The 13,287-nt window shown below is 26.6% G+C and carries 12 protein-coding genes and 1 other annotated feature (1 of these 13 cut by a window edge); of the genes, 9 read left to right on the forward strand and 3 right to left on the reverse strand.

Features of this window, described 5'->3' with window-relative positions:
- Positions 1–9 precede the first annotated feature (9 nt).
- From ACY1IQ_RS14140 to ACY1IQ_RS14155, 4 genes are all read left to right on the forward strand, one after another.
- Positions 10–759, forward strand: coding sequence for an ABC transporter ATP-binding protein (locus tag ACY1IQ_RS14140; RefSeq protein ID WP_461614552.1), 750 nt, complete (start codon positions 10–12; stop codon positions 757–759).
- Positions 749–1,804, forward strand: a complete 1,056-nt coding sequence (locus ACY1IQ_RS14145) for an FtsX-like permease family protein (RefSeq protein ID WP_461614553.1) — start codon at positions 749–751, stop codon at positions 1,802–1,804. Before ACY1IQ_RS14140 ends, ACY1IQ_RS14145 begins: the two co-directional genes overlap by 11 nt.
- A complete protein-coding gene (locus ACY1IQ_RS14150; protein WP_461614554.1) occupies positions 1,804–2,007 on the forward strand; it encodes a hypothetical protein in 204 nt (67 codons plus the stop codon). Before ACY1IQ_RS14145 ends, ACY1IQ_RS14150 begins: the two co-directional genes overlap by 1 nt.
- A gap of 98 nt (positions 2,008–2,105) precedes the next feature.
- A complete protein-coding gene (locus ACY1IQ_RS14155; protein WP_461614555.1) occupies positions 2,106–2,645 on the forward strand; it encodes a hypothetical protein in 540 nt (179 codons plus the stop codon).
- 219 nt (positions 2,646–2,864) lie between these two features.
- Here the strand turns inward: ACY1IQ_RS14155 and brnQ are convergent, their stop codons facing one another.
- Positions 2,865–4,190, reverse strand: a complete 1,326-nt coding sequence (gene brnQ / locus ACY1IQ_RS14160; protein WP_461614556.1) for a branched-chain amino acid transport system II carrier protein — start codon at positions 4,188–4,190, stop codon at positions 2,865–2,867.
- Positions 4,191–4,982: 792 nt separating this feature from the next.
- Here brnQ and ACY1IQ_RS14165 point away from each other — a divergent pair.
- The 4 genes from ACY1IQ_RS14165 to ACY1IQ_RS14180 all read left to right on the forward strand — a co-directional run bounded on the left by ACY1IQ_RS14165 (position 4,983) and on the right by ACY1IQ_RS14180 (position 9,514).
- Entirely contained in the window at positions 4,983–5,852 is an 870-nt protein-coding gene (locus tag ACY1IQ_RS14165) for a GDSL-type esterase/lipase family protein (RefSeq protein WP_461614557.1), read from the forward strand.
- Positions 5,853–6,046: 194 nt separating this feature from the next.
- On the forward strand, positions 6,047–6,544 hold the full coding sequence (locus ACY1IQ_RS14170; RefSeq protein ID WP_461614558.1) for a DUF4358 domain-containing protein: 498 nt from the start codon (positions 6,047–6,049) through the stop codon (positions 6,542–6,544).
- A 44-nt stretch (positions 6,545–6,588) separates the two neighbouring features.
- A complete protein-coding gene (locus ACY1IQ_RS14175) occupies positions 6,589–7,995 on the forward strand; it encodes an MBOAT family O-acyltransferase (protein WP_461614559.1) in 1,407 nt (468 codons plus the stop codon).
- Between the two features lie 379 nt (positions 7,996–8,374).
- Entirely contained in the window at positions 8,375–9,514 is a 1,140-nt protein-coding gene (locus tag ACY1IQ_RS14180; RefSeq protein WP_461614560.1) for a DHHW family protein, read from the forward strand.
- A 53-nt stretch (positions 9,515–9,567) separates the two neighbouring features.
- On the opposite strand, the gene ACY1IQ_RS14185 is transcribed toward ACY1IQ_RS14180, so the two are convergent.
- On the reverse strand, positions 9,568–10,317 hold the full coding sequence (locus ACY1IQ_RS14185) for a hypothetical protein (protein WP_461614561.1): 750 nt from the start codon (positions 10,315–10,317) through the stop codon (positions 9,568–9,570).
- 159 nt (positions 10,318–10,476) lie between these two features.
- On the opposite strand from ACY1IQ_RS14185, the gene ACY1IQ_RS14190 reads away from it, so the two are divergent.
- On the forward strand, positions 10,477–11,343 hold the full coding sequence (locus ACY1IQ_RS14190) for a tRNA 2-thiocytidine biosynthesis TtcA family protein (protein ID WP_461614562.1): 867 nt from the start codon (positions 10,477–10,479) through the stop codon (positions 11,341–11,343).
- A gap of 65 nt (positions 11,344–11,408) precedes the next feature.
- On the opposite strand, the gene ACY1IQ_RS14195 is transcribed toward ACY1IQ_RS14190, so the two are convergent.
- Entirely contained in the window at positions 11,409–12,767 is a 1,359-nt protein-coding gene (locus ACY1IQ_RS14195; RefSeq protein WP_461614563.1) for a YjiH family protein, read from the reverse strand.
- 274 nt (positions 12,768–13,041) lie between these two features.
- Positions 13,042–13,287, forward strand: a binding site (T-box leader) (it continues 22 nt past the right edge of the window).

Below are 13,287 nucleotides of genomic sequence, written 5' to 3' on the forward strand. Positions count from 1 at the left end.
GGTTATAATATGAATTTACTTGAATTGAAAGAAATATATAAAGTATATGGTGAAGGAATAATAGCTTTAAAAAATATAAATTTATCTATTGAGAAAGGTGATTTCTTAACTGTTATGGGGCCGTCTGGAAGTGGAAAAAGCACTCTGTTAAAAATTGCATCAACAGTTTTAGAACCTTCAGCTGGAAAAGTTAAGATTAATGGTAGTGATATTAAATTTAAAAAGGATGAAGAGCTAATTCTTAATAGAAGAAGAAATTTAGGCTTTGTTTTTCAAGATTTTAAATTATTAGAGGAATTAAATGTTGAAGATAATATAATATTGCCACTAGTATTAGAAGGGAAAAAACAAAAATTTATTAAAGAAAAGCTATTAAGATATTCAGAACTTTTAGGTATTGAAAAGATTTTGAAAAAAAACATTATAAATCTATCCGGCGGCGAGAAACAAAAAGCTGCTATAGCAAGAGCGCTTATAAATGATCCTATGATGATATTTATAGATGAAGGTACAGGAAAATTAGATTTTAATACTTCCCAAGGTATAATGAAATTATTTCAAAAAATAAATAAGGAACTGAAAACAACTATATTTATGGTTACTCATGATCCTTATGTGGCAAGTTTTAGCGAAAGGGTAGTATTTCTTAGAGATGGAGAAATCTATAATGAAATATACAGTGGGGATAGTAAAAAAGACTTCTATAAAAGTATTTTAGACGTTATATCTTTCCTTGGAGGAAAAACCTATGAAATTTGAAGAGATATTACTTAAAAATACTTTTAGAAATCTAAAAAAGTATATATATTATTTAGTAACTAGTACCCTATCAGTTTTTGCCTACTTTATATTTTCTGTTATATTAAATCATCCTAAAATATATGAAAAACAGTATCGAATAGTAAAAGATGAAATACTGAGCTTTAGAGAAGCATTGTTTATTATTTCTATATTTTTTGTGTTATATTCATTAAAGAATTTTATGCTTTTAAGAAAAAAAGAATTTGGAATATTTAAGACCATTGGGATGAATAAAAGAGCTTTTTATAAAATAATTTTTATTGAAAATATTATTATTGGCGGATTATCTATATTACTAGGAATGATTTTAGGTATAATTTTTTCAAAGTTCTTTCTTATAATATTTTCATCAATGCTAGAAGGTCCTGAAATGAATTTTTATTTTTCTATAAAGGTAATTAAGGAAGTAGTAATTAGATATGGGATACTGTTTATTATAGTTCCTTTTATTGCGTCAAGAAGGATAATAAAAGCTACACCTTATTCACTATTATTTCCTCATTATAACAATAAAGAAAAAACAAAACTTTATAAAATATTTAGTATTTTAATATTTCTATTTACATTATCAATAATTATATATATTAATAAATTTACTCAGAAAGATACATATATATTCTTTATAAAATTTATCTTGTTAATATTGATAAATTATATATTCTTAAAAAGTATTTTATTAATATGTTTAAATTTTATAAAAGATATAAAGATAATATATTTAAATAAGAATAATATGTTATTTTTATCTGGTATAACAAGAAAAATAAATAGTATGATTTCTTTAATAATCTTAAGCACGTTTTTATTAACTTTTTCATTTGTATTATTAAGCTTGGCTTATATAGAAATAAATATATTAAAAAAAGAATTGAATATAGCAGTACCTTACACATATAGTATAGTTTTAAAAGATAACACTAATTATGAGAATGTGCAAAAATCTATAGAAAATACATTTAATAATAAAATTTTAAATATGTTAAAGATGAATTTAAGCTTTTGATGACAAATGGAGAGAACAATATAATCTTTATAAAAACTAGTGATTATAATTCTCTTTTAATATCAAAAGATAAAAAACAACTTTCTTTAAAGAAAAATGAAATAGCTTTTATAAATAAGGGAATACAATCTATTGATAAAAATAATATAAAGGAATCTTATATTTATATAAATAATATAAAATTAAAATTACTGATATTATAAGAAGCAATATTGATTATAGTTTACCAAGTGGAGACATATATATTATATCTGAGGAACTATATAAAGAATTAGAAGAACAGTATAAAACTTCTTATTATATGGGATATGAAGTAGAAAATTGGGAACAATTAAGCAAAATTAATGAAGATATATATAATAATATTAAAAAATACTCATTAGATGATAATATAGATATCACATCTAGATTATCAAGATATATAACACAACGAAATTCCTCTAATATGGCAATATATTTTGGTGGATTTATATCAGTATTACTTTACTTTATGACATTAAGTTTAATACATTTCAAATTTTATAATGATACTCTTTTAGATAGAGATCGATATGAAGGGTTAATGAGCATAGGTCTAACAAAAAAAGAGTTAAAGAAATTAATAACAAAAGAAATGTATTTCATATTTTTTTTACCCTATACTATTAGTTTTATAAATACTAAAATTGTAATTGAACTATTTAGTGAGAGTTTTACTGCTGATATAAATATTTATTTAAATATGATTTTAATTATAATTTTTGTTATAAATTTAGCATATTTTCTAGTGTGGAAATATAAAAGCTTAGATGAGTTAATGTTCAATATCAATATGAACACTATTTCAAAAATAGATAATTAGTTTTAATTTTTACCACATCAGGGAACAGTAGTGAAGCCCTTTGGGGTTCCCCTAAGGTTCAGTATGCTTAGGAACAATACCTATTTATTTAACTAAAATAATGAAAATAGATAATATATCTAAATTATATTGTCAAAAAGTGATTGTACATCTATAGTAACGCTATTACGTAAATAAAGCCTTATAAAAGTAAAACTTTTATAAGGCTTTAACTATAAATTAAGCATTTAATTCTTTAGCAGTTTTATAAGGTACAAACAATCCAATAAGACCACCAATAATACTAGGTATTAGCCAACCAATGCCTACATCATAAAGTGGAATCATATGCGCAATTTCATATAGAGGAGAAAAAGTAAATCCTAAGCCCTCAATTACTTGAATAAAACTTATAACAAATGCACATATCATAGCTCCAATATAAACCTTAGGATTTGAATTAATATATTTATCTATAAATGATACTAATATTAAAATAATAGTTAGTGGATATATCATAAGGAGAAGAGGTTCAGTCACCTTAAGAATAACACTTAAACCTAAATTAGATACTATAAAACTAAATAAACAAACTAGACCTAAAATTTTCTTATAAGAAAATTTTGAAGACAATTCAGTAAAGTAATTTCCAAAAGCTGAAACAAGACCTACTGAAGTTGTTAAGCATGCAAAGGTTATAATTAATCCTAATAATAATATGCCGCTTGTGCCAAATAGGTGACTCATAACATTTGTAAGTATAGTTACACCATCTTTTGTTTGACCTAGAGAACTACTTGAAGCACCTAAATATGCCAATGAAAAATAAACAATTAATAAACTTAATGAGGCAATTATACCACTATAAATTGTATTTTTTGCAATTAGTTTTGGTTCTTTAATACCATGTTCTTTAATAGAATTTATAACAATTATAGCAACAATTAATGCACCAACAGCATCTAATGTTAGATATCCATCTAAAAATCCTTTTAAAAAAGGTGTATGAGCATACTCACCAATTGGAACTGAAAAACTGCCTATTGGTGAAATTATAGAAGTTATAGTTACAATACCTATCATAAATAGTAAAGCAGGTGTTAATATTTTACCGATACGATCTACTAATTTAGATGGATTTAATGCTAAAAAATAAGTAATTATAAAAAATGTAAAGGTAAATAAAATTCGTGCAATCCACTCACCTTGAAAACCTTGTGGTAGTAACGGTATTACACTCATCTCATAAGATACTGCACCTGTTCTTGGAACAACGCAAAATGGACCCATTGCCATATAAATAGTAATGATAAAAAACTTAGCGAATTTAGGATGAACACGGCTAGCTAGTTTATTAAAGTTGCCATCAGCCAGGGCCACAGCCATTATAGCTAGCAGTGAAAGGCCTACATCTGCTGCAATAAAGCCTAAGATTGCAATCCACGTATTAATACCAGCAGCTTGCCCTAATGCGGGCGGAAAAATCATATTTCCTGCACCAAAAAAAATAGCAAACAATAATAGTCCTATAGATAATATTTCGCTGAATTTTAATGAATCTTTCATAGATGACCTCCTTCATTATTTTGATGATAAAAGTATAATTTCTTTATTTTTTACATTAATAGATTATTTTTTAACATATTTTTAGAGAAATATTAAAAGTTAAAATTTGTGGAAGATTTTAAAATTTCTCTTAATTTGGGTATTAGATATTAAAATATGAATATTTGAATATTTATATTGAGGCTTGTAGCAGAAATTAAAGTTTGTTGTTTTAAGCAGTAAAATTAGTTATTTATAATTCCTTTCATTTTAATTTAAAATAGATGTAAAATCAATAATAATATTTTAGTATTGTTATGATTAATATGCAATTTAGACAAAATTTACTACAGTATATAAATTATCATCAACAATAAGAAAGTGTATAACCAAGCCAATGTAAATATTTTCTCAAATTTAAATATAATCAGTTAAGTATAAAAATTTTTTCATAAGAGTATATTCTCTAAGTATATCTTAAAATTTACCTTAAATACCATAAATTTATTATTAATTAAATGTAAATAAAAGGTTGCAATATAAAATTGTGATAGACTAATTAAGAAATTTAAAATTTCAAATTATATTGGAAAATACTACATAAAATCTTATATAGTATTTTTGTTGCATAGAGTTTTATATTAATTTAAACTAAATATGAATGAAGTTAAATTGTTAACTTTTCTTAACCTTTTCTTAACCTTTTAAGAAAAAATAGGGATATAATTTTCTTATATACTATTTGTCGATAGATGTTATGATTTAACATTTAAATGTATATATTAACTACGAAAAGATTACTAGAGGTGTATTATGAAGGGATATAGAAGAAGAAAAAGAAGAAAATTAAGAATTGTTAATCCAAAGAGATTTGTTATGTCGATAACCGTTGCTACTTTAGTTGTATTTGCTGTATCAATACCTGTAAAGAATTATGTATTTAAAAATGTTTTTGGTAAGAATACTGCATCGGCAAAAAGTAACGTTAATATAGATAAAAATAATGATAATAAAATTGAAGATTTTAAAGAAAGTGGAACCTCTGAAAAGAAAGATAAAGACACCTTAAATATAGACAAAGTTAATCAAGAAAAAAATAATAGAACTGATTCTTCTTTAAATAATAATAGTAGCGAAGTTAAAAAAGTAGAAATTGATAATAAAGAATTTTTTAAAAATGCTGTATTTATGGGAGATTCTATAACAGAAAGTTTAGGTTTTTATGAGTTTCTAGATGAGTCTCGTGTTATAGCTGCTAAAGGACATACTGTTATTCAGGCGCAGAAAGATGTGGACAAGGTAGCCAGTTTATTACCAGAAAATATATTTATACTTTTTGGAATGAATGATCTAGAGACAGGAATAGATGGTCAACAATTTGCAAAGAATTATGCAGATCTTATACATATGCTCAAGGAAAAATTACCTAAGGTAAATATTTATATTCATTCTATTCTTCCTATTAATGAAGAAGCACAAAAAGAGGATCCATTGCTTGCAAACACTCGTGTTGATGAATTTAATAACGCATTAATAAATATGGCACAAAAGGAAGAAGTGAATTATTTTAATATAGCACCCCTATTAAAAGAACATAAAGATTTATATGAGCCTGATGGAAAACACACTAAATATCACTTCTATGAGTTATGGCTTGATTATATAAAAAATAATGTAAAATAATTATTAGGTATTTTCAAAAAATAGGTAGTTACTATTTTTCTATATTTTATGTCATACTGCATTAATAGGACCTCTAGATAGAATTCTATCTAGAGAAATTAGTGATGCAATAATACGTAAGATATCTTGAAGATATTTAACTAATTATTTTAGATACTTAAAAATTTAATATAGAAAAAGGAGATTTAAAGCAGATGTTAAAACTATTTAAAAAAATCAACAAAAAATTTCTTATTACTATGGTTGTAGGTGCCGTTGCGCTAGGAACTTTAACTGGATGCTCTGGTAAAAAAGAAGAAGCTAAGAACCTTTCGGCAGTAGAAATAGGAGAAAAGATTAAACAAACTGTTAAACTGGATGAAATGAAAGAAGGAGATAATGACAAACTTCAAAAGCTATATGACATAAGTGCTGATGAGATTGAGAATTTTATTCTTTATGTAGCTCCTACAAATCTTAAAGCTGATGAAGTGGCAGTAATTAAAGTTAAGGATGCTAATAATGTGGAAAGTGTTAAAGGAAAATTATCAAAAAGAGTAGAAGAGCAAGGTAAAAGTTTTAAAGATTATCTTCCAGATGAATATTTCTTAATAGAAAAACATGTATTAAAAACTAAAGACAACTATGTTCTTTTAGCAATATCTAAAGATGCTGATAAAATAGAAAGTGCATTTGACGAAGCTCTTAAGTAACAATAGTTTGAGAGTTAGGCTGTTGCTTAGGAGGTGGACAAACTTTGGTATTTAGTAGTCTAATTTTTATTTTTTTATTTCTACCACTAACTATTTTTATTTATTATATATCTCCTAGAGCTCTTAGGAATTTAATATTACTTTTAGTAAGTCTTGTGTTTTATGCGTGGGGAGAGCCCCTGTACATATTAATAATGATATTTTCAACAGTATTTGATTACGTTAACGGTTTACTTATAGATAAGTATAGAGAACGTAAGGGGATTGCTAGAGCGGTATTTATAAACTCCATTGTAGTAAATTTAGGGATACTTTGTTTCTTTAAATACTATGGATTTGTAGTGGATAATATCAATAATATTTTTAACTTAAGTATAAATGCGGCAACTCTCCCACTTCCTGTGGGAATATCTTTTTATACATTTCAGACTATGTCCTATGCTATTGATGTATATTTAGACAAAGTACCTGTGCAAAAAAACATTATATCTTTTGGTGCGTATGTTACTATGTTCCCACAACTTGTTGCAGGCCCTATAGTAAAATATGGGGATGTTGCTAAGCAATTAGATGAAAGAAAAGAAACTTTAGATAAATTTGGTGAAGGAGCAGAATTATTTATAAGAGGACTTTCTAAAAAAGTACTTCTTGCAAATAATATAGGACTTCTTTGGACTACTGTAAAAGCAACTCCTATGGCAGAACTTACAGTAATTTCTGCATGGTTAGGGATAATTGCATTTACCTTCCAAATTTATTTTGACTTTAGTGGATATTCTGATATGGCATTAGGTCTTGGGAAAATGTTTGGTTTTGATCTTATGGAAAACTTCAATTATCCATATATATCAAAGAGTGTAACTGAGTTCTGGCGCAGGTGGCATATTTCATTAGGTTCATGGTTTAGAGAATATGTATATATTCCTCTTGGTGGAAACAGAACAGGACAACTAAAGCAGCTTAGAAACCTGTTTGTGGTATGGTTTTTAACAGGATTATGGCACGGAGCAAACTGGAACTTTATTTTATGGGGATTGTATTTTGGATTTTTTGTAACTATAGAGAAGTTATTCCTTTTAAAGTGGCTTAAGAATAAACCTAAATTTATAGGACATATTTATACTCTTATTATAGTTATTGTTGGATGGGTATTTTTTGAATTTGAAAGCCTATCTTTAGCGATGGGATTCATAGGAACTATGTTTGGTTTTGGTAAGTATTTATTAATGGACAGTAAAACATTATATTACATATCAACTAATATAGTATTGTTTATAGTATTAGCAATTTGCTCAACTCCACTTCCAAGAAAGGTTATTGTAAGTATAAGAGAAAGATTGAAGATGGTAGGTGCCATAGTTGTTCCACCTCTATATTTAATATTAATATTTCTTTCAACTGCTTATTTAGTAAATGAAACATATAATCCTTTCTTATACTTTAGATTTTAATAGTATTAATATACATATATATATATGTACCACTCATAAATTTAATCTATACACTCATAAAATTGTGTTAACAAATTGTTTTAGCTTATATTTATGTAATTGAGAATTGACGATTGACAATGGACAATTATGGATACTTCTCTCAAGAGAAGTTTTCAACTTATTCCTTTTAAAAGTGACGAAGTCACTTTTATTAAAAATCTATTAAAGAAATTAGTTTGATTAAAACTAATTTCAACAATAATTGTCAATTGTCCATTTTCAATTCTCCATTGATTAAAGTTGTGAATTGGAATATTTGATGATGTAGCTATATTAGGCTATATATTAATTCTTAAGGTAATTTATATATATGTTCACTTTGAAAGAGGTGTTTTTCTTGAATAGATATGACAAAATATATAAATATATTATGGCAATATTGCTTTTATTATTTATAGGTCTTATGGTGACTTTAAACATATTAACTCCTAGCAGGAAATTTTCAGATTCGGAAAATAGAAACTTAGAGCAACTACCAAAGTTTTCATTTAAAAATCTTATGGGTGGCAAGTTTACTTCAAATTATGAAAAGTATATTTCTGATCAATTTGCTTTAAGAGATTTTTGGATAGGAGTTAAATCTGATACGGATAGAGCTATAGGAAAAAAGGAAAATAATGATGTTTATTTAGGCAAAGATGGTTTCTTGATTCAAAAATTTAATAAACCAGAAGATAAGGATTTAAAGAATAAAGTAGAAACAATAAATTCTTTTGACAACTTAACACCTAACATTAATAAATATTTTATGCTAGTACCTACTGCCGTTAAGATATTAGAAGATAAGCTTCCTAACTATGTCTCCGATAGTGATGAGCTTATATATATTGATAAAGTTAAAAAATCTATAAATGATGATATAAATTTTGTTGATTTATATGATACTTTAAGTTCGAAAAAAGATGAGTACATATTTTATAAAACAGATCACCATTGGACAACAAAAGGTGCATATTATGCATATGAAGAACTAATTAAGAAGATGGGGATTACTCCAAAGGGAGAAGAATATTTTAATATACAAAAGGTTACAGATGAATTTTATGGATCATTATATTCAAAAGGTGGTTTTAGACATTTAAACCCTGACAGTATTGAATTATATTTACCAAAGGGTGATGAAAAATATAAAGTAGAGTATTTAGGGGAAGATAAAAGCTATGAATCACTTTATGAAATGAATAATATCAATAAAAAAGATAAGTATACAGTATTTTTTAATGGAAACCATCCATTAATTAAAATAACAAGTAATAAGGGTGAAGGAAGAAAGCTATTAGTGGTTAAAGATTCTTATGCAAATAGTTTTGTACCTTTTTTAACATCCCATTTTAGTGAGATTTATATGGTAGACTTTAGATATTACAGTGAGGGATTAAATACACTAATACAGGAAAATCAAATAAATGATATGTTAATACTCTACAATGCAAATACTTTCTTTGAAGATCCATCTATAAGGAATTTATCTGAATAGATTAAAAGTCATCTATCATAATTATGTTAGATGACTTTTTCTATATATTAAATTTAATTGTGTATTGGAGAGTCAGATTCATATAAGAATAGTCCTTCACCAACATCAAGTTTTGCTGAAAAAGGAACTGCACAAGTTATAAGGAATTGTCCAGGAATTTTTAATGTATATTTAGCTGCACCACAGATTCGAGCATAAGAATCTGTCATTTCAGATATATACCAGTCTTTTTGTTCAAAATTTTTTATAGTAAAATTTTCTTCATTGATATTATCATTATTAATATTTGAATTAACATCTAGAACTTTATACATCTTTTGAGTATATAATCCATATTCATCTATATTTTGTACAAAGGAATAGTGGATATTTATATCAATTTCATAAGGAAAAGATAGATTGGATTCATCAATATCTAAAATAGTATTGCCTTCATAGGTTTTACAAGACTCTTTGGCAATATATTTCTCAGAAGGTGCAGCTAAATTTGTTGACTTGTGAGCAAGCAGTTTCATCTCAAGTTTTTGAGCATTTACTTCCCTTTGACATTCTATACCAAATTTCAAGAGGAATCCTATATCAGTTAGATCTTTTATTAATTGAACTTCTAAATCTAGTTCACTAGAGTCAACTTCTGCACCAACATTACTCGCTTCAGTCATAAGGGATTCTATTTCTTTAATTACCTGTTTTTTATATCCATCTTCTATTTTTGAAAATAAATTTAATGTCCCAATAATACTAAAAATCATTAATGAACATAATATAATAGAAATCCTTGCTTTAATTCTTCTGGAAAACATTACATACACTCCTCATTTTGGGATATTTGTATTTATATATAAACATTAACACAAAATATACATAATACTAATATTATTTCCAAATATAATTTAAACGCTTTGAAAAGACAAAATCAGCTAATGGTGATATAATATTTTCGTGGTAAGTGAGGTGATAATATGAGCGAGATTGCAGGAAGTGGTTGCGAGGTTTTAATTCCTTTTAATGAAAGAAAGCCACTTGAAGAAATTGAGCGTAGTCTTATTAAAAAATATAGAAAAAATATATGGTCTAAATTTATTAAGGCAATAAAAGATTATAATTTAGTTGAAGAAGGGGATAAAATCGCCGTAGCTATATCTGGTGGTAAGGATAGCTTAGTTATGGCTAAGTTATTTCAAGAGCTTAAACGTCATGGACAGATGAATTTTGAGCTAGAGTTTATTGCTATGGACCCTGGTTATCATAAAAATATTAAAGAGCTACTAATTGATAATTGTAACTATTTAAATATTCCAGTTCATATTTTTGAATCTGGTATTTTTAAAATTGTAGATGATATTGCTAAGGATTATCCTTGTTACATGTGTGCAAGAATGCGTCGTGGCGCATTATATTCAAAAGCACAAGAATTAGGCTGTAATAAGCTTGCGTTAGGACATCACTTTAACGATGTTATAGAAACTACACTATTAAATGTCCTTTATGCAGGAAACTATAAAACTATGCTTCCTAAGTTAAAGGCTGCAAATTTTGAAGGATTAGAATTAATTCGTCCTCTTTATTATGTAGAGGAATGTTATATTCAAAAGTTTACTCAAAGTAGTGGTATATGGCCATTAAACTGCGCATGTATGGTTGCAGCTAAGAAGATTGGAAATAAACGTTTTGAAATTAAGGATCTAATTACAGAATTAAAGAAAAACTTTAATGACGTAGATAAATCCATATTTAGATCAGCACAAAATGTAAATATGAATGCTATTTTAGGATGGCAAAAAGATGGAGAAAAACATTCTTATTTAGATTTTTATGATGAAGAATAAGTCAGCTAATAAATAATAAAATCCTAGGAAAAAGCTTCCTAGGATTTATTTAAGATATATTATATTTAAAACAATATGTGTGCAACCAGTACTATAATTGGCAAAGTTACTATAGTTCTTTCAATAAAGATTATTATTAAATCTTTTATTGAAACAGGAATTTTAGAGCCTATTAGTAATCCACCTACTTCAGACATGTATATAAGTTGTGTTACTGAAGTACAAGCTATGACAAAACGAGTCAAATCACTTTTAATAGTACTTCCTATAACAGTAGGTAGAAACATATCTGCAAATCCTACAATTAAAGTTTGAGAGGCTTCTTTTGCTTCAGGCACTCTTAATAATTCAAGTAAAGGAATAAAAGGCATTCCTAAAAATTTAAATATAGGAGTGTATTCTGCAATTATTAATGCTAAAGTACCTATTGCCATAACTATAGGTATAACACCCATCCACATATCTAAAACATTTGTAATACCTTCTGTTAAGACTCCTGTTATACCATTATTTTTACTAGCTTTTTCAACAGCTTGTTTTAATCCCCATTGAAAAGGAGTAAAATTTTCAGGAATTTCTTCTTTAATATTTTGTTTATTATCTCCATAATAGGTATCTGGTTTTCTAGATAATGGTGGAATACGTGGTGTTATGATTGCCGCCACAATTCCTGCAAAGGTAACTGTTAAGTAAAATGGTACAAATAGATGACCAAGATTTACTTGAGAAATTACAACAAGACTAAAAGTGATAGATACAGCAGAGAAAGTTGTACCTATTACCGCTGCTTCACGAGTGGTATAAAATCCGTCTTCATACTGTTTACTAGTTAAAAGTACTCCAATGGTACCATCTCCAAGCCATGAAGCAATACAGTCTATTGAGGAACGTCCAGGCAATTTAAAAATAGGACGCATTACTTTAGTTAACAACGTACCGAAAAACTCTAGCAGTCCAAAATTTAAAAGTAATGGTAAAAACATGCCTGCAAATAAGAATACAGAAAATAAGATAGGTAATAAGCTATATAAAAGCAAGCCTCCAGTATTTTCTGACCAAATCATTTCAGGTCCTATTTTAAATGCAGTACAAACTGCAAAGATCATACCAGCAATTCTTGCAATTAGCCAAATAGGTGATATATTAAATAATGTATTTAAAAAGCTATTTTTTAAGATAAATTTAGGTTTAAATATCTTAGTTAAAATAGTTCCTGTTACAGTTACACATATAATGACAGTCATAACAAGTGGTAGTATTTCTACAAAATAATTAAGAACAAATTTAGATAATACAGCTACAGGTATAGTAATATCTCCATTGTATAAAATAGGTGTCATAAAAAATAGTACCCCTATTAATGATGGAATAATAAAACGTAACAAATCAGCTGAGGAATATTTCCTTTGATTTAAATTTTCCATTAATAAATTTCCTTTCTTATAAAATTAATAATTATACAAACAATATTTATAATAATACATTATTTTTAATTAGCCAACCCTTATTTTTAATTAATTTTAGATTATTACAAATAAAAGCATAAGACATAAATAAAATTTGCATAATCGTGAAAAATATTCATAATCATAGGCTTATTTAAAATTGGTACAAATAATATAATTTGATAGATTTTATAAAAAAGTTAATTTTCTTATTGACTTTTGCAATTATTCGAATTAAAATAATATTTAAAATATAAAGACTATGAAGAGAAGAGTAGATAAATTAATTGTTGTACAGAGAACTCCAGTAGGTGAGAGGGAGTGAATAAATTATTTATTGAAAAAAGACTCTGAGTTTCAGGTGGATTTTAACTTATTAGTTAAAAGTATACTTTGACAGGAGCTCCTGTTATAGAGCTAGAGTATAATCACAGAAATTGTGACGTACTTGAAGAGGTTAATATGGTGACATATTAACAAACTGGGGTGGTACCGCGAA

This window comes from Clostridium sp. Marseille-QA1073 (assembly GCF_054863625.1).

Bases quoted from the DNA above. Each gene is read 5' to 3' on its own strand.
- ACY1IQ_RS14195 (WP_461614563.1), bottom strand. From the start codon at position 12,767: ATGGAAAATTTAAATCAAAGGAAATATTCCTCAGCTGATTTGTTACGT.
- ACY1IQ_RS14140 (WP_461614552.1), top strand. From the start codon at position 10: ATGAATTTACTTGAATTGAAAGAAATATATAAAGTATATGGTGAAGGA.
- ACY1IQ_RS14155 (WP_461614555.1), top strand. From the start codon at position 2,106: ATGGGATATGAAGTAGAAAATTGGGAACAATTAAGCAAAATTAATGAA.
- ACY1IQ_RS14190 (WP_461614562.1), top strand. From the start codon at position 10,477: ATGAGCGAGATTGCAGGAAGTGGTTGCGAGGTTTTAATTCCTTTTAAT.
- ACY1IQ_RS14185 (WP_461614561.1), bottom strand. From the start codon at position 10,317: ATGTTTTCCAGAAGAATTAAAGCAAGGATTTCTATTATATTATGTTCA.
- ACY1IQ_RS14150 (WP_461614554.1), top strand. From the start codon at position 1,804: ATGACAAATGGAGAGAACAATATAATCTTTATAAAAACTAGTGATTAT.
- ACY1IQ_RS14145 (WP_461614553.1), top strand. From the start codon at position 749: ATGAAATTTGAAGAGATATTACTTAAAAATACTTTTAGAAATCTAAAA.
- brnQ (WP_461614556.1), bottom strand. From the start codon at position 4,190: ATGAAAGATTCATTAAAATTCAGCGAAATATTATCTATAGGACTATTA.
- ACY1IQ_RS14170 (WP_461614558.1), top strand. From the start codon at position 6,047: ATGTTAAAACTATTTAAAAAAATCAACAAAAAATTTCTTATTACTATG.
- ACY1IQ_RS14165 (WP_461614557.1), top strand. From the start codon at position 4,983: ATGAAGGGATATAGAAGAAGAAAAAGAAGAAAATTAAGAATTGTTAAT.